This window comes from Gemmatimonadota bacterium, assembly GCA_009692115.1.
Classification (GTDB): domain Bacteria; phylum Gemmatimonadota; class Gemmatimonadetes; order Gemmatimonadales; family GWC2-71-9; genus SHZU01.
Genome location: SHZU01000007.1, coordinates 1 through 16,926, shown reverse-complemented (window position 1 = coordinate 16,926; position 16,926 = coordinate 1). Strand labels below are relative to the sequence as shown.

Sequence of the window (16,926 nt, the reverse complement as noted above, 5' to 3'; positions counted from 1 at the left end):
CACCCTTTAGACGAGATCCTCCGCTCATGTCCCTCCGGCCGTCATTCCGGCTTGGTATCGTTGCCACCCTGTCACTCCTTGCCCTGCCCTCGGTCGCGGTTGCCCAGCGGAACCGGCCCACCCCCTCGGTGGCACCCGCGCCTCCGCCGGACGTGAACCTGCTCAACGGCCTGGCTTGGCGGAACGTCGGCCCGTTCCGGGGCGGGCGGGCCACGACCATTACCGGGGTCCCCGGTCAGCCGCTGGTGTATTACATGGGGGCAACCGGCGGCGGGATCTGGAAAACCGACGATGCGGGGGCCAACTGGCGGCCGATTGCCGACGGCCAGCTGAAAATGGGCTCGGTCGGAGCGCTGGCGTTGGCGCCGGACGACCCCAACGTGCTCTATGCCGGCATGGGCGAAGCGCCGGTTCGTGGCGTATCGTCGTCCTGGGGCAACGGTATCTATAAGACCACCGACGCCGGCAAGACCTGGAATCATCTTCCCGGCCTTCGGGAAAGCCGGACCATTGCGCGGGTCATCGTCCATCCCAAGAACAGCGACCTGGTGTATGTGGCCGTTCAGGGCAGCCGGTGGGGCCCGAGCCGGGACCGCGGCGTGCACCGAAGCCTGGACGGCGGCAAAACCTGGAAGCTCCTCCTGACCGGCGATTCACTGACCGGCCCGAGCGAGCTCACCATGGACCCGACGAACCCCCGGGTGCTGTACGCCTCGATGTGGGACCACCAGCGGCTCCCGTGGTACGTGCGCTCCGGCGGCCCGGGCAGCGGGATCTGGAAGACGACCGACGGGGGCGACACCTGGACCCGCCTGACCAAGGGATTGCCGGGGCTCATGGGAAAGATCGGCGTCGCCGTGTCGGCGACCCTGCCGAGCCGGGTCTGGGCCATCGTCGAGGCCGAGCAAGGAGGCCTCTACCGTTCCGACGACGGCGGGGACAGTTGGCGGCTCGTCAATAGCGACCGGGTACTCCATGCCCGGCCCTGGTATTACATGCGGGTTACCGCCGACCCCACCAACGCGGACGTCGTCTACGTCATCAACGCCCCGGTCATGAAATCGATCGACGGCGGGAAGAGCTTCACGACCCTGCCCGACGTCCACGGCGACAACCACGATCTCTGGATCAATCCCGCCAATCCGATGAACCTCGCCAAGGCCGACGACGGCGGGGCGGCGATTTCGTTTACGGGTGGCGTCACCTGGTCGTCGATCATGAATCAGCCGACGGCCCAGTTCTATCGGGTCAGCGTGGACAGCCAATACCCGTATTGGCTCTACAGCGGGCAGCAGGACAACTCGTCGGTGGCCATGCCGAATGCGGTGATGGGCCCCGGCATCGGCAATGAAGAGTTCCACTCCGCCGGCGGCTGTGAGAGCGCCCACGTGGCATTCGATGTGGCCAACCCACGGTACCTCTACGGCAACTGTTACGGCGGGATCATCAGCGAGTACGACCGGGTGCTCAAGACCGACCGCAACGTGATGGCGTACCCGTATCTCGGCTTGGCGGAGCCCTCGAATCTGACCAAGTACCGGTGGAACTGGTCGAGTCCGATCGTCACCTCCTCGCACGACCGGAAGGTGATCTATCACGGGAGCAACGTGGTGTTCCGCTCCGCGGACCGGGGCCAGAGTTGGGTGGCTATCAGTCCCGACCTGACCCGAAATGACCGCACCAAGCAAGGCGCCGGCGGCGGCCCGATTACCAACGAGGGGGCCGGCGGCGAAGTCTATGGCGCGCTCTACTATCTGGCCGAGTCGCCCCATGACGCCAGCGTGCTCTGGGCCGGCACCGATGACGGACTGGTACAGGTCACTCGCGACGGCGGAACAACCTGGAACAACGTCACGCCCAAGGGCTTGCCCGAGTCGTTGATCAACATGATCGAGGTGTCGACATTCGATCCGGCCACCGCGTTCATGGCCGTGAGCCGTCACAAGTGGAACGACAACACGCCCCATGTCTTCAAGACCACCGACTACGGCGCGTCATGGACTCGGCTGGTGACCGGGTTCCAGGACGGCGATCCGGTTCGGGTGGTCCGGGAAGATCCAACCGTCAGGAACTTGCTCTATGCTGGGACCGAGACCGGGTTCTTCGTCTCCTATGACGGCGGCCTCGCGTGGCAACGGCTCCAACTCAATCTGCCGCACGTACCGGTCACCGATATCCGGGTTCACCAAGACGACTTGGTGATCGCGACCGAGGGGCGGGCATTCTGGATTCTCGATGACATTGCCCCGATTCGGAATTTGATCGCCGCCGGCGGAACCACCGGCCTGACACTGTTCCAGCCCCGGACCACGGTCCGCACCGAGCTCGGCAGTAACGGCACCGTGCCCGGCATGGGCAAGAACGCGCCGCAGGGCGCGTTGATCTCGTTCTGGGCTCCGACCCTCGATACCGCGACGATCGCCAAGCTTGAAATCCTCGACGCCCAGAACGCGGTCGTCCGCACGTTCGCCACCGACGCCAAACCGGCCGAGGGCGGCAAGCTCACCATCAAGTCAGGATTCAACCGGGTCATCTGGGATCTCCGGCGCGAGCCACCCACCCGGCTCGCCGGGGTGTTCGGGGCCGAAGCCGGAACCGCCACCACCGGCTACCGGGTGGCGCCGGGCCGCTATCAGGTCCGCCTCACCATCGGAAAGGAAATCGCCACCAAGAGCGTCGACGTCGTCGCGGACCCGCGGACCAATCCCTCCCCCGCCGACATCCGGGGTCAGCAAGAAGCGCTGGCCCGGGCCTACGAGCGGATCGACGAGATACATCGCCGGATCATCACGCTCCGCTCGATCCGCGACCAGGTCAAGGCGTTGACGGACCGCACCACCGGTCAACCGGACGGCGATTCGGTGGCCACCGCCGGTCGGGCCTTGACGGCGGCCATCGACTCCGTCGAAGGAGTCATGATCAACGCCCGGGCCCGAACCTTCCAGGACGTCATCAACTTCCGGAACGGGCTCAACGACCAATACCTGAATCTGGTGGCGGCCATCGACGGCACCGACGCGCCGGTAACCGTCGGGATGCGAACCCGGTTCGATGATCTCGAAAAGGAGTGGGCGCCGATCGCGGCCCGGGTCAGGCAGATCATCGGAGGCGACGTCGAGCGGTTCAACGCCACGATTCGAGCCCGGAACGTCCCGGCGGTCATTGTCCCGAAGAACCGCGAGCCGATTCCGTGACCGGCGCCGCGGAGTTTGGGTTTACCGACGAATCGGTCCCGACCAGCTATGACGAGTTCTTGGTGCCCCGGCTGTTCAACCCGTGGGCGGAGGCACTGGTGCACCGGCTGGCGCCGGAACCCGGACTCCGGGCGCTCGACGTGGCCTGCGGGCCCGGCACCGTGGCCAGGGTCCTGGCTCGATCGCTCGGGCCAAAGGGAATCGTCGCGGCCTCAGACTCATCACCGGCGATGATCGCCCGGGCGGAATCGAAGCCGGAGGTCGAAGACGGCGCTCCGATCGCCTATACGCTCTCCCCGGCGGCGCCACTGCCGTATCCCGACCAGAGCTTCGACGTCGTCACCTGCCAGCAGGGACTGCAGTTCTTCCCCGATGCCAGAGCGGCGTTGACGGAAATGCGCCGGGTGCTCACGCCACGCGGGCGGCTCGGCCTGAGCGTCTGGTGCCCGCCGGAAGACTGCTCCGTGTTCTTTGCCTTCCAGCAGGCCCTTCGTCTGGCGGACCTGCCTGAGCTCGCCGATTTCATGAACGTTCCGTTCCCCAGGTGGACCGGCGAGGATCTGGCCGGCCGGGCCCGGGGCGTCGGCTTCCAGTCGGCCGGGGTGGTCGATGAAACCCACGACCTGGTCTTCGAAGGAGGCGTTCCGGAAACCCTCCGGGCCTTCTCGGGCACTCCGATCGGACCGATGCTGACCAAATTGACCGCAGCCGAGATGGCGGGGCTGGTCCGGGCCGCCGACCAGACCTTTGCGCCGCTGATGGCGGGCGGCACGGTCCGCGGCCCGATGCGATCCTGGATCCTCGAGGCAACCGCCTAACGATGATTCGGCGCCTTGCGGTGATCACAAGCCAAGCCGAGGTGGCGACGCCCGACGAGCGGAGTGTGGCTCACCGGGTTGGGCGGCTCCTCGGCGAGAACGGGATCACCCTGGTGTTCGGCGGATCGGCGGTCGGCGCCGCCGGGGCGGTGGCGGAGGCGGTAGCCGGAGCCGCCGGGCGCCTGATCGGGGTCGTCGTCGAATCGGGCGTCCCGGTCCGGCCGGATTTGACCGAGCGGCGGGAGGCCGGATCACTCGAGGAACAACGATCGATCGTCGCCTCCTTGGCCGACGGCTACCTGGCCTTGCCCGGCGGGTTTGATTCGATCGAGGCCGCCCTTCACACCTTTGACCAGACCGGCGGCCGCGGAACCGAGCAGCCGCTCGGCCTCCTCGACGAGGGCGAGTACTATTCCAAGTTGGTCGGACTCGCGCCCGATCCGGTGCTCGATCGGTTCTTCACGGAAACCCAGCGGGGCCGGCTGGTCGTTGCCAAGAGCCCAACCGAACTGCTCCGCCGACTGACCGGATACCGCCCGCCGGAAACCCGGCGCGACCAACCCTTCGACGACGACTGACCTCATGCCGCCACTGACGTCGCTCCTGATTGCCGCAACCCTCGCGGCCGCACCCGGAACCGCCTATCAGGCCGTCTTCATGCGAGCGGCCCCGGGACACTTGCTCCGTCTGATCGACGCCGTCAAAGCCCGGATGCCGGTCTTCGAGGCCGCGGGCGAACCTCGGCCCGTGTTAATGCGGCACGCCCAAGGTGACCAGTGGGACATCCTGCTGCTGGTGCCGATCGGAGGTGTGGCGGAATTGCTCGGCGCGGAGCGGGCCATGGAGAACGATTTTCTCCGGCGGATCGGCCGGGCCGGTAACTTCATCTCCACGAAGATCACCGGCGCGGCCTGGGATTCGTTCACCATCGGGTTCTATCGCGACCTCCAGTACTACGCCGCGCCGTCGAAGGTGTCGGCCGAGGAGGAAGACCGGGCCGCCAGGGCTGCCGGCTTCGAATCGCGGAATCACATCGGGCCGTACCTTCGCCAATTTCTGAACGGTCACCACGACACCGTGGGTTCCGTCGTCCGGTGACCACTATCGCGATCCTCAAGACCGTTGCCGTCGGGTTCGGCCTCATCTCGGTGTATCTGAACGCCAGGCAGAACGTGATGGGGTGGGCCACCGGGCTCGTCAACGTCGGACTGTACAGCTACCTCTTCTTCAAGGACCAGCTGTTTGCGCTGATGGGCCTGCAGGTCTTCTTCTTTGTGATCTCGCTCTACGGGTGGTATCACTGGCTTCGCGGCGGGGAGACTCGAAAAGGCCTTCCGGTGACGAGCTTGTCAGTGGCCATGGGCCTCGGGCTCACGGCCGTGGCGGCCGGCGGATCGCTCGGACTCGGCTGGGCACTCGATCGCTTCACGCCGGGCCAAGAGCCGTATCTCGATTCGTCGATCTCGGTGGTGTCGATGCTCGGGCAATGGATGATGGCCCGGAAGTATGTGGAGGCGTGGTGGGTGTGGATCGGGGTCAACACGGTGTCGGTGCCGTTCTTTGCGGGTCGGGGTGACTACCTGACCGCCATCCAGTACGCCGTGTTCTGGGGGTTAGCGGTCAGCGGATTGGTTCAATGGCGCCGGTCCCTCGTCGCATCGTCCTGACCGGATCGGAATCGACCGGCAAGACCACCTTGGCCAAGGCCCTGGCCGGCCACCTCGGCACTCCCTGGGTTCCGGAGTTCTCCAGAACGTACGCGGAATCCAAGGGTCGACCGTTGACGGCTGCTGACGTCGAGCCGATTGCCCGAGGCCAAGCCGCCGCCGAGCCGGCCGCCCTGGCGGGTCAGGGCGGTGGGCTGATCGTGTTCGACACGGATCTGGTGAGTACCGTGGTATACGCCAGACACTACTATGGCGCGGTCCCGTCCTGGATCGGGGCGACGATCCGCCGCTATCCTCCTTCGCTCTATTTGCTTTGTGACATCGACCTGGGTTGGATTGCCGACGGCATTCGGGACCGGCCGGCTCAGAGAACCGCAATCCACGCAGAATTCCGTGACACCCTCTGCGAGTTTGGATTCAAGCCGGTTGAAATTCAGGGAACCGGTGCTGCGCGGCTGGCTTCCGCTATCGAAGCAGTCAGCCAGATTCGATTTCTCCTTACTTAGTGGTCAGGGTATCTCATGCTCCGCACTCTCAAGGAACTCATCACCGGCCAGGCCGCGGCGCCGTTGACTTCGACCCCGGCCTCCCGGCCACCAGAGATCCAGGTGGCGGCCGCCGCCCTGCTGGTTCAACTGGCCCACGCCGACGGCGAGTTCTCCCCGGCGGAGCGGGCTCAGGTCGAGGCGGCGCTGGTGCGCCATTTCAATCTCGATCCCGCCACGATCGCGGAGATTTTGTCCCTCGCCGAGCACGAACAGAAGCAATCCATCGACGATTTTCGGTTTACCCGGGTGATTCGGGAGCATTTCGACGTGGGTCAGCGGATGGTGCTCGCGGAAATCATGTGGGGTGTCGCGCTCGCCGACGGGCGAGTCGCGGATCAGGAGAGCCACCTGTTCCGAAAACTCGGCCACTTGCTCGATCTCCAGCCTGGGTACCTCGCCGAGGCCCGGCGGGCGGCCCAACCGGGCCCGCCACATGGGACTTGATGGCACCGATGTCCCTCGGCGCGCAATCGCGTAAATCGGAACCTCGGTTGCGTTTCGCCGGCGGAACCGGCGATGTTTGCGCCCCCATGACCGTCACCACTCCCGATCTCGACGCCGCGTTGGCCCGCTTGGGCTACGCGGAATTCCGGCCGGGGCAGCGGGAAGCGGTCGAGACCATCATTCAGCGACGCCGGCTCCTCCTCGTGGCCCCGACCGGTGGGGGCAAGAGCCTGATCTACCAGCTGCCCGCCACGGTCCTCGGCGGCACGACGCTGGTGGTGTCGCCGCTGGTGTCGTTGATGCACGACCAGGTGGCCGCGCTCCAATCCATGGGGGTTTCCGCCACCTTCCTGGCGGCTACCCTGAGTTCCGAGGAAGTTCGAGGGCGGATGTCGGGCCTGGCGCGGGGCGAGTATGCCATTGCCTACGTCGCGCCTGAACGGTTGGCCTTTCCCGGGTTCCGCGGACTGGCCCGCGATCTCGATTGCCCGCTCGTGGCCGTCGACGAAGCGCACTGCATCAGCGAGTGGGGTCACGATTTCCGGCCCGAGTATCTTCAGATCGGCGACCTGGTGGCCGACCTCTCGAGCGCCCGAGTGTTGGCCTGCACCGCCACCGCCACTCCGATCGTCCGCGACGAGATCCTGGCCCGGCTTGGCCTCCCGGCCGACACCCCGCAGCTGGTTCGCGGCTTTGCCCGGCCCAATCTCGGCCTCAGGGTTCGAGACACCCGTTCCGCGGTGGAGGTAACCCGAGCAGTGGACGAAACCCTCCGCGAGGCGATCGGGGCCCCGGGTGCCGACCGGGGCCGCGCGATCATCTACGCCCCAACCCGCCGGAAAACCGAAGAGGAGGCCGATCGGCTCAAGTCCGCAGGATGGCGGACGGCCGCCTATCATGCCGGGCTCGACGGCGGGGTCCGCGCCAAAGCCCAGCAACGGTTTCGAGACGGCAAGCTCGAAGTGATCGTCGCCACCAACGCATTCGGAATGGGGATCGACCGCGCCGACGTTCGAGCAGTGATTCACCTGGCCCCTCCCGGCTCGATCGAGGCCTACTATCAGGAAGTCGGCCGGGCCGGGCGGGACGGCGCCGATGCCATCGGTCTCCTTTGTACGAGCCCGGGTGATCTTCCCCTTCGGCGCCGGCTGCTCGAATCGCCGAACGAAGGCGAAACCCCCGACCCCGCCCGGGTCCAGCATCGGTGGTCGATGTTTCTGGAATTGATGCGCTGGGCCGAGGGGGGCACTTGCCGCCACGACGCCATCCTCCGGTACTTCGGCGACGAAGCCGAGACGCTGGCAGGGTGTGGGCGGTGTGACACCTGCACGGCGCTCGACGAACCGGAAGCCGCCAACGCGGCTGACACCGCCACGATGGTCCGGAAGGCCCTGAGCGCCGTGGCGCGGACTCACGACAAATTTGGGCTCCAGGCCGCGCTGAACTTGCTGGCGGGCTTGCCTGATCCGCGATTGGCGCGCTCCGGCCTCGACGCCACCAAAACGTTCGGCATCCTCAGGGACAAGAGTCCAGAGTGGATTCTTTCACTCCTCCGGCGCTGCGTGACCGCCGGATGGGTCGATTTCACCACCGGCGACCGGCCGATGGTCTTGCTGACACCGGCCGGCAAAGTCGTGTTGTTTGGCGACGGGCCGGTTCGGGTGTTGCTGCCTCCCGACGAAACCGCCCGGCCCAAGACCCGGGCCGGAGGGAGCGGGTCAAAACGGAAAGCCGCCGCCGACCCGGCCCTCGATCCTGCCGATGCGGCGCTGTTCGAGGCCCTCCGAGCCCGGCGGCTGGAGTTGGCCCGAGCCGGTGGGGTGCCGCCCTATGTCGTCGCCAGCGATCGAACCCTTCGGGAGCTCGCCGAATTGAAGCCGCGAAATCTGGCCACACTTGAGGGGATCTACGGGATCGGGCCGGCCAAGGCGGCCCGCTACGGCAAGGACCTGTTAGCCGTCTTGCGCCAAGGGGTCGAGTGAGTAATGTAGGTTGGGTGTCCATGGTCCAATTCGGAGGTCTTCGATGATCCGTCGGTGCTGGTTCGTTCTCGCCCTGGCCATCGTTCCCGCTTCACTCGGCGCTCAGACATCGAGCTACGACGGCTACCGCCGGACCTCCGAGTATGTCACGATGCGAGACGGCATTCGGTTGGCCGTCGATGTGCTCAGGCCCACCAAGGCGGGGGTCCTCCACCAAGAGAAACTCCCGGTCGTCTGGACTCACCACCGGTACAACCGGGCCTTCTTCCGAAACGACTCCTTGATCGACTACGTCAAGGGATTCGGGCGGGGCGCCGCTGAGATCATGAACCGAGGTTACATCGTGGCGGCCGTCGACACCCGGGGTGGCGGAGCATCGTTCGGAACCCAGCAAGGTTTCTTCATGCCCGAGGAAACCAAGGACGCCTACGAGGTCACCGAGTGGCTCGCAGCGCAGCCGTGGTCCACTGGCAAGATCGGCATGGTCGGCCGGTCGTACCTCGGCATTACCCAACTCTTCACGGCCAGCACCGCGCCGCCGCACCTCGCCGCCATCTTCCCCGAGATGTACGTGTTCGAATGGTATCCGATGATCTACCCGGGGGGCGTGTTCCGGGACGACTTCTTCAGCCAGTGGCAGAGCCTGACCCATCAGCTCGACAGCGGCGAGAAGTTCACCTGGGGCGCGATGAACTTCCAAGGCGTCGCGCCGGTCGACGGGCCGAACGGAATGGTCCTCCGAGACTCGGCCATCGTGGGCCACCGGGTCAATCGCGACATGTATGAGATGTGGAGCGGGGTACCGTACCGGAACAGTATCGATCAGAAGTCCGGCACGCCGATCTTCCTCGAGCGGGGGCCGGCCTCCTATCTCAAGCAGATCAATGCCTCCAAGGTGGCCATCTACGGATTGGCCGGCTGGTACGACGCTTTTCCGCGGGACGCTTTTCTTTGGTTCGCCAACCTCACCGTGCCCCAGAAACTCGTGGTCGGACCCTGGTTCCACGGGCAGACCGATGGCTTCAACCTCGCAGCCGAACAGATTCGCTGGTTCGACCGCTGGCTCAAGGGTGTCGACAACGGGATCGACCGGGAGCCTCCGATCAAGTACTACGTCATCGATGCTCCCGCGGGCCGGGAATGGCGAACCGCCCGGCATTGGCCCCTGGTGGAGGCCAAGCCGACCAACTTCTACCTCCGGGAAGGGAAGCCCGGGCGACTGATGCGGGAGCCGCCGGTCACCCTGGTCTCGGCCGACAGCCAAGTCATCGATACCACGGCAACGTTAGGCAAAGGCAACCGATGGGCCAACACCTACGGCGGGGCCATTGGCTACCCTGATTTGGCCGCCAACGACGCCAAGGGCTTCACCTACACGACGGCGGTCCTCACCGACCCGCTCGAAGTGATCGGCCACCCGGTGATCCATCTCTGGGTAACGTCATCGGCGCGCGACGTCGATGCCGTGGTCTATCTCGAGGATATCGAGCCGTCGGGGCGGTCTACCTACGTAACCGAGGGTGTGCTCCGTGCTTCCCACCGCAAACTCGGAACCCCGCCCTTCAAGAACTTCGGCCTCCCCTGGCCTTCGAGCCAGGTCGGTGAAGCCACGCCGCTGCCGAACGCTCCGACCGAGTTGGTGTTCGACCTGCTCCCGACCGCCAAGCGGTTCCGGCCGGGGCACCGGATTCGGGTCACGGTCCAAGGCGCCGATCGCGACACCCACAGGAAGGTCATCCCGAATCCGCCGCCCCGGGTGGCGATCTATCGGGACGCGAGTCGGCCGTCGCGAATCGTGTTACCGCTGGTGCCGGTCCGTTGACCGGTCAGGAACGAGCGGCGGCCAACACCCGGGCTCGCCAGAGATAGACCGGGACGCCGAGCAGCAGCAGGAGGGCGCCCCGCACGGCGTTGGCCGGATTGGATAGGATCGAGCCGAACACGACATACGCCGCCGCAGCCACGAAGATGGTGACGGTCACGGGAAACGCCGGACACCGAAAGCCGGTGGTTGCCGGCGTCCGGCGACGGATCACCACCAACGCCAGTCCGGTCGACCCAAAGAAGATCCAATCGGCAAAGACCACATAGTCGAGGAGCTGAGCGTAGGCGTTGGTCGACACGAGGACCGTCGCCCACGCACCTTGAAATACCAAGGCCGCCGTCGGGGTCTGATACCGGGAATGCAGCTTCGAAAACCAATCGAAGAACAGACCATCCCGAGACATGGCCTGATACACCCGCGGGGCAGCCAGAATGGTCAGGCCCAAGAACCCGAACGTCGACGCCACGATCCCGGCGCTGATGAACCGCTGCCCGGCGGGACCGAGGAATACCGCCATCGTCTCAGCCGCCGGCGCCCGGCTCGCCGCCAACCCACCGGGACCAAGCGCCTTGAGGTAGGCTATGTTAGTCAACAAGTACGCCATCACGACGACCGCCACTCCCGCCAGAATGGCCTTTGGCAATACCCGCGTTGGGTCAATGAACTCTTCGGCGATGTTGTTGGTTTGTTGCCAGCCCCCATACGAGAACAACACCGGGACCAACGCGGCCGACACCGCCAACCAGAGGTTGGTCGGCGCGGTGACTGTCGTGGCCGCCGCCGGCAGGGACTGGGTTTCCCCAAGGAACGCAATGACGATCAGGACCCCGATGGCCGCCAGTTTCAGGACCGTGAACAGGTTCTGAACCCAGGCGCCCCAGGCCACCCCAAGGACATTGACGGCCGTCAGGGTCCAAATGGCGGCCACCGCGAGGTACGGAATCACGGCGGCCGGGAGACCAGCCAGAGACGAGAGATAGGTGGCAAAGGTATAGGACACCGCGGCAATCGCCCCGGTCGCGATGATCAGCAGCATGGCCCACGCGTCCATGAAGCCGGCTAACGGACCAAACGCCTCCCGCAAATAGGCGTACTGACCACCCGCCTTCGGGAGCCGCTGCCCCAACTCGGCAAAAATAAAGGCACCGGCAATCGCCACGACCGCGCCTAACGCCCAGACGCCGAGCACCAAACTGCTGGTCCCGACCCGCTGGGCCACGATTGGGGGATTGAGAAAAATCCCCGAGCCGATGATCCCGCCGATGACCGCCATCGTGCCGCTGAAGAGCCCGAGTTTCCTGGCATAGGTGGTCATGGAACCGGCGCCGAGGCCCAGGGCTCGGTGGGCCGGACGATCTCAAAGTTCTCCGGCGGCCTCTTTCCAGCCAGGTGCTCGACGAAGTAGTCCCACCGCCGCCGAATCACATACGGCTCGTTCAAACTGTGGGCCCGGTTCGGCAGCACCAGGAAATCAAACGACTTGTTGGCCTTGATCAGGGCATCGGCGACTTGCACCGTCATGGCCGGATGGACGTTGTCGTCCATGTCACCGGTCATCAGGAACAGCTTGCCCTTCAAGTTCTTGGCATAGGTCCCGTTAGCGGAACTCTCGTAATTGTCGGTCTTCCGGAGCGTGTCGCGCGTCATCAAGCCCTGATACTTTTCCGACCAATAGATGTTGTAGCTCCGGTTGTCGTGGTTGCCGCTCGACGACACCGCCACCTTGAAGAAGTCCGGATACCGGAACATCGCGTCGGCCGAGGCAAACCCGCCGCCGGAGTGTCCGAAGATCCCGACCCGATCGACGTCGAGGAACCGGTACCGGGCGCCGAGTTGCTTGATGACCGCGACATGATCGGGCAGCCCATTGTCGGTGAAATTGCCGTAGTAGTTGTCGTGGAACGCCTTCGATCGCATCGGAGTGCCCAAGTGATCGATCTGGAGCACGACGAAACCGAGTTGCGCCAGGGCAAAGGCTTCGCCGCCCGACTTGAAACTCCAGCCGCCGACGCTGCCAACCTGGGGGCCCGGATAGATGTTGTTGATGACCGGATACTTCTTGGTGCTGTCGAGCCCGGGGGGCAGGTAGATCACCCCGTAGAGATCGGTCACCCCGTCGCGCGCCTTGGCGGTAAAGACTCGGCCGGGCTGCCAGCCGATTTCCTTGAGCCGGCTGATGTCGGCGGTCTCCAGCGTCCGGATCACGTGGCCGTCGAGCGGCGAGCGGAGCACCGTCACCGGAGCCGTCTCGATCCGGGAGTACGAGTCCACGATATACTTGCCGCTCGGCGAGAACTCGACGTCGTGGTGGGCGTCTTCCGGCGTCAGCAACACGAGGCCAGTGCCGTCGTAGTTGACCCGGTAGAGCTTGGCGTAGTACCAGAACTGCCCGGCCTCGCGGCCGCGAGCGGTGAAGTAGACCTGCTTGGCAACCTCATCCACGTATTGGATCGCGCTCGCGAACCAGGGGCCTTCGGTCAGCCGGTTCTTGACCTTCCCGTCGGCGCCGTACCGATAGAAATGGGCCCACCCGTCACGCTCCGACCACCAGAAAATGTCCTGCCCGTCCCGGCTCGTGTACCAGGTCTGTGGGTCGGTCGGTGGTGACCACTCCGCGTAGGTGGCCATGCTGTCACTGGCCACGATGGTTTGGGACCCGGTCGCCGCATCGACGGCGGTGAGCCAGGCTCGTTTCGACCCCCGCGAAAGGGCGGCGAGGTAGACCTTGTCGCTCGCCTCATTCCAGACGGAGTCTCGGGCCGAGCCGGTGGTATTGAGCTGCGTCGGCACCGGACTCTGCCGAACCTCGACATTGGTTTTGGTGATCACGTCAATGAGGTGCAGCGTCGGGACCGGGACCACGCTGTCGCCGGGCAGCGCATAGGGCTGGCTGTACAGCTTCGGGCGCTGCGGCGTCATCGAGATGTAGTGCATCTGCTCGACCCGCCGCTCGTCCTGGCGCCACACCGCCAACTTCTTCGAGTCAGGCGACCATCGGATCGTCGGACGCCGCAGCACTGGTCGAACCAAGTCACTGGGCCGCGGCATGGTGAGCCCGTACCCCCAGTACTCGACCCCGTCGGTCGTCAGCTGGGTCGAGTCTTTGCCGTTGCGGGGCCGGACCCAGACATTGTGCTTGGCGATGAACGCCTCCCACTTCTTGTCGGGAGACAGGACGAACAGCACCTCGCTCGGCAAGGTATCCGACACGACGCAGCGATACCCGGCAATGTCGCAGACGAATTTCTTTCGGCTTGCGGTGAACTCGATTTCCCGTTCGTTCTGGCCGTCGTTGCCGAATTTGAAGGAAGCGAACGGCAGCCGGCTCGGATCGTACGCCGTGTCTCGCGCCACGGTCATGGCGGCCGCCAGACGAGCGTTGTCGAACAGCAACGACCGGCTGCCGCGGACCGGGTCGACCACCACGTACTCGGCGCCGGTGGCCGTCTTGTTCCGGTACCAGAACCGGTTGCCGTCCGGGTACCACTGCGGCCGAACCGAGTCGCCCGAGACCAACCGGCTGGTGTTCCAAGACAGCAGGCGGTCCGCCCGCGAATAATCCACCTGTGCCGTGGCCTCGGTCACCAAAACCAACCCGCAAACGCCCGCCAACAGAAAACGCATAGAAACCTCAAGAGACAGTGTGTTCAAGCCGAGTCCCAAACCAATGTCGGCCCCCAACGCCCCGCCCGCTAGTGTCCACCATCTAGCTCCGCACCCTCTTCAGCAGTACAATTTCAGGAGTCCTCTCATCACCTCGAGATCCCGATGGACCCAATCGCCGCCCTCGACCACGAGCAACTCGCCCTCTTCCAGAGCCGCACTCCTCGCTCGCGGCAACTCTTCGAGCGCGCCCAACGGGTCATGCCCGGCGGCGATACCCGAACCGGCACCTTCCACCTGCCCTACCCGCTGTTCATTTCCCGGGGCAAGGGATGCCGGCTCTGGGACGCCGACGACAACGAGTACCTCGACTTCCTGAACAACTTCACCTCGCTGCTCCACGGTCATGTCCATCCGGCCGTCCACCAAGCGATGGTGACGCAGGCAAGTCAGGGCACCGTCCATGGTACCGCCAACGAACTCCAGGTTCAGTTGGCCGAACTGCTCCGCAAACGGGTGCCGTCGGTCGAGCGGATCCGGTTCTGCAACTCGGGCACCGAAGCCACCCTGTTTGCCCTCCGAGCCGCCAAGGCGTTCACCGGCAAGCCGAAGATCATGAAGATGGAGGGTGGCTACCATGGCTCCCACGACCAAGTGGCCGTGGCCATGGCACCGCCGTACGGGACCAACGCCACGGCCGGTCTTTCCCCGGGCGCATTGAGTGAAGTGCTGCTCGGCTCGTTCAACGACCTTGAGGTCACGGCGACGCTGATCCGCAAGCACCGGGACGAGTTGGCCGCGGTGATCGTGGAGCCGATGATGGGGGCGGCCGGCGCCATTCCGGCCGAGCCCGCGTTCCTCGAAGGCCTCCGCGCGGTCACCGCCGAGTGCGGGGTGCTGCTGGTGCTCGACGAGATCATCACCTTCCGGCTCGGCTTCGGCGGGATCCAGGAGCGCTACGGCATCCGGCCCGATCTGACCACTTTCGGGAAGATCATCGGGGGCGGATTGGCCGTCGGCGCCTTCGGTGGCCGGGCCGACATCATGGCCACCTACGACCCGACTCGGCCCGGCGCCATCGTCCACTCGGGCACCTACAATGGCAACGCGGCCACCATGGCGGCGGGCCAGAAGACGCTGGAGCTTTTTGACCGCGAGGCGGTGACCCGGCTCAACCAAGCCGGCGACGACCTCCGGGCTCGCCTCAATGAGACCCTCGACGCCGCCGGCATCGATGGGATCGTGGCCGGGATTGGCTCGGTCCTCCAACTTCATTTCATGGCAGCGCCGCTCCGGAACGCCCGCGACGCCAACCGCGGCGACCGGCGGCTCCTCCGGCTGATGCACTTGTCGCTCCTCAACCGGGGTGTGTTTGCGGCCGCCCGCCAGATGTATGTTCTATCGACCGCGATGACTCCGGAAACCCTGGATCAGTTCGTCCGTCACTTTACCGCCGCCCTCCAGCCCATCGCCGAGGCGGCCAAGCAGGCTACCCCAATGGCAGGTGCCCGATGATCCGTTCAATGAGACTGGTGTCCCTCGGCTTGGTACTTCTCGTTCCCCGAGTGGCGGCGCAGACCCTTCAGGCCGCTGTCGCCAAGATGCTTGATGGCCTCACGGCCAAGAGCTCGATCTACGCCAAGCACATTCCGTCTGGCAAAACGATCGACGTCCGCGGCGATGTTCCGATGAATACGCTGAGCGTCATCAAGCTCCCGGTGATGATCCAGGTGTTTCGTGACGTCGAGGCCGGCAAGATCAAACTGACCGACCGGTACCTCGTTCGCGCCGAAGACCAGCGGGCCGGCAGCGGCTTGATCCAGACCTTCGACGTTGGCCTCAACCCGACCATTCGGGATTTGGTCGAGCAGATGATCATCACCAGCGACAACACCGCCACCGATATTCTGATCAAGAAAGTCGGGGTCGACCGCGTCAATCAAACCCTGGCCAAATTCGGATTCAAGCAAACTCGGCTCAAGTTCACCACTGGCGATTTGTTCCGGGAAGTCTGGGTTCGGGCCGATCCGAAGAACGCGGCGATGACGGACCTTGAAGTCTTCACCAAGGGGTTTCCGCGGGACGCCGCCGGCTCCGCCCGGAGCTTCACGCTCGAGGGCGATTCCACCAAGTGGCTGGGCCGGACCACGGCCCGGGAGATGGTCCAGTTACTCGAAGGCATCAAAGACGCCAAGTACGCGGACAAGGCCCACAGCCAACTGATGGTGGACATGCTGCTCCGCCAGTTCTCCAGCTCCCGGTTGCCGCAGCGGCTGGCCTGGAAACCGGGCGTATCGATCGGCCACAAGACGGGCGACTGGCCACCGTACGCTGGAAACGACGTCGGCATCATTTTCTATCCGGGCGGGCCGTTGATCGTGGCGGTGTTCACCAACCAGAACACCGGCGATTTCTTCGAACTCGAAGCCACCGAGGGCCGAATTGCCGAGCGGTTGGTCCGGGATTGGAAATGAAGACCGTCAACAACGCCGGGGATCGCGCCGACCTGGTTCGGCGTCTGAGGACCGTGGCGCCGGGTGGCCATGGGAGAGGTCGAGGGGCTCCGACCCTTCGTGGCGACGGGACAGCTTGCACTGACACTCTACGTGGCCCACGTCGTGGTCGGCATGGGTGTGCTCGACGTGATCGGGCGGCTAGAGAATCAGACCTTGCAGTTTGCCTTGCTCTGTTCGGCCATGTTCTGCGGCTTGGCCATGCTGTTCGCGAGCCTTTGGCGAATCAGGTTCAAGCAGGGACCGCTTGAAGCGGTCATGCGAGCGTTGACTGACGCGAGAACGAAGCCTGTTTCAAAGTAGTCTCTTGAGAGGTTGTGAGAAATGGCTGC

The 16,926-nt window shown here is 65.1% G+C and carries 13 protein-coding genes; 11 read left to right on the top strand and 2 right to left on the bottom strand.

Annotated features, from left to right (window positions below):
• Window positions 1-26: 26 nt before the first annotated feature.
• From EXR94_09395 to EXR94_09360, 8 genes are all read left to right on the top strand, one after another.
• Window positions 27-3,194 (top strand): glycosyl hydrolase, encoded by a 3,168-nt coding sequence (locus EXR94_09395; protein MSR02932.1) that lies wholly within the window; start codon window positions 27-29, stop codon window positions 3,192-3,194.
• Window positions 3,068-4,012, top strand: a complete 945-nt coding sequence (locus tag EXR94_09390; protein MSR02931.1) for a methyltransferase domain-containing protein — start codon at window positions 3,068-3,070, stop codon at window positions 4,010-4,012. Before EXR94_09395 ends, EXR94_09390 begins: the two co-directional genes overlap by 127 nt.
• Window positions 4,013-4,014: 2 nt before the next feature.
• Window positions 4,015-4,590 (top strand): hypothetical protein, encoded by a 576-nt coding sequence (locus EXR94_09385; GenBank protein MSR02930.1) that lies wholly within the window; start codon window positions 4,015-4,017, stop codon window positions 4,588-4,590.
• A 333-nt stretch (window positions 4,591-4,923) separates the two neighbouring features.
• Window positions 4,924-5,679 (top strand): nicotinamide riboside transporter PnuC, encoded by a 756-nt coding sequence (locus EXR94_09380; GenBank protein MSR02929.1) that lies wholly within the window; start codon window positions 4,924-4,926, stop codon window positions 5,677-5,679.
• Complete coding sequence (locus EXR94_09375) at window positions 5,649-6,185, top strand: NadR-like protein (protein MSR02928.1); 537 nt, start codon at window positions 5,649-5,651, stop codon at window positions 6,183-6,185. The genes EXR94_09380 and EXR94_09375 overlap by 31 nt, the downstream gene beginning before the upstream one ends.
• A 15-nt stretch (window positions 6,186-6,200) precedes the next feature.
• The gene (locus tag EXR94_09370; GenBank protein MSR02927.1) at window positions 6,201-6,671 is read left to right on the top strand and encodes a TerB family tellurite resistance protein; all 471 of its coding nucleotides are present in this window, start codon (window positions 6,201-6,203) and stop codon (window positions 6,669-6,671) included.
• Entirely contained in the window at window positions 6,671-8,653 is a 1,983-nt protein-coding gene (locus EXR94_09365; GenBank protein MSR02926.1) for an ATP-dependent DNA helicase RecQ, read from the top strand. The genes EXR94_09370 and EXR94_09365 overlap by 1 nt, the downstream gene beginning before the upstream one ends.
• 43 nt (window positions 8,654-8,696) lie before the next feature.
• Window positions 8,697-10,475 carry a CocE/NonD family hydrolase gene (locus EXR94_09360; GenBank protein ID MSR02925.1) on the top strand — a complete coding sequence of 593 codons (1,779 nt, stop codon included), beginning with the start codon at window positions 8,697-8,699 and terminating at the stop codon, window positions 10,473-10,475.
• Window positions 10,476-10,479: 4 nt separating this feature from the next.
• Here EXR94_09360 and EXR94_09355 read toward each other — a convergent pair whose 3' ends face one another.
• Entirely contained in the window at window positions 10,480-11,793 is a 1,314-nt protein-coding gene (locus EXR94_09355; protein ID MSR02924.1) for an amino acid permease, read from the bottom strand.
• On the bottom strand, window positions 11,790-14,102 hold the full coding sequence (locus EXR94_09350) for a S9 family peptidase (protein MSR02923.1): 2,313 nt from the start codon (window positions 14,100-14,102) through the stop codon (window positions 11,790-11,792). The genes EXR94_09355 and EXR94_09350 overlap by 4 nt, the downstream gene beginning before the upstream one ends.
• Window positions 14,103-14,246: 144 nt before the next feature.
• Between EXR94_09350 and EXR94_09345 the strand changes: the two genes are divergently transcribed.
• From EXR94_09345 to EXR94_09335, 3 genes are all read left to right on the top strand, one after another.
• Window positions 14,247-15,596, top strand: coding sequence for an aspartate aminotransferase family protein (locus EXR94_09345; GenBank protein MSR02922.1), 1,350 nt, complete (start codon window positions 14,247-14,249; stop codon window positions 15,594-15,596).
• Window positions 15,593-16,555, top strand: coding sequence for a serine hydrolase (locus EXR94_09340; protein MSR02921.1), 963 nt, complete (start codon window positions 15,593-15,595; stop codon window positions 16,553-16,555). The genes EXR94_09345 and EXR94_09340 overlap by 4 nt, the downstream gene beginning before the upstream one ends.
• Window positions 16,556-16,618: 63 nt before the next feature.
• Window positions 16,619-16,897: a DUF418 domain-containing protein gene (locus EXR94_09335; protein ID MSR02920.1), complete on the top strand. Its 279-nt coding sequence runs from the start codon at window positions 16,619-16,621 to the stop codon at window positions 16,895-16,897.
• Window positions 16,898-16,926 lie beyond the last annotated feature (29 nt).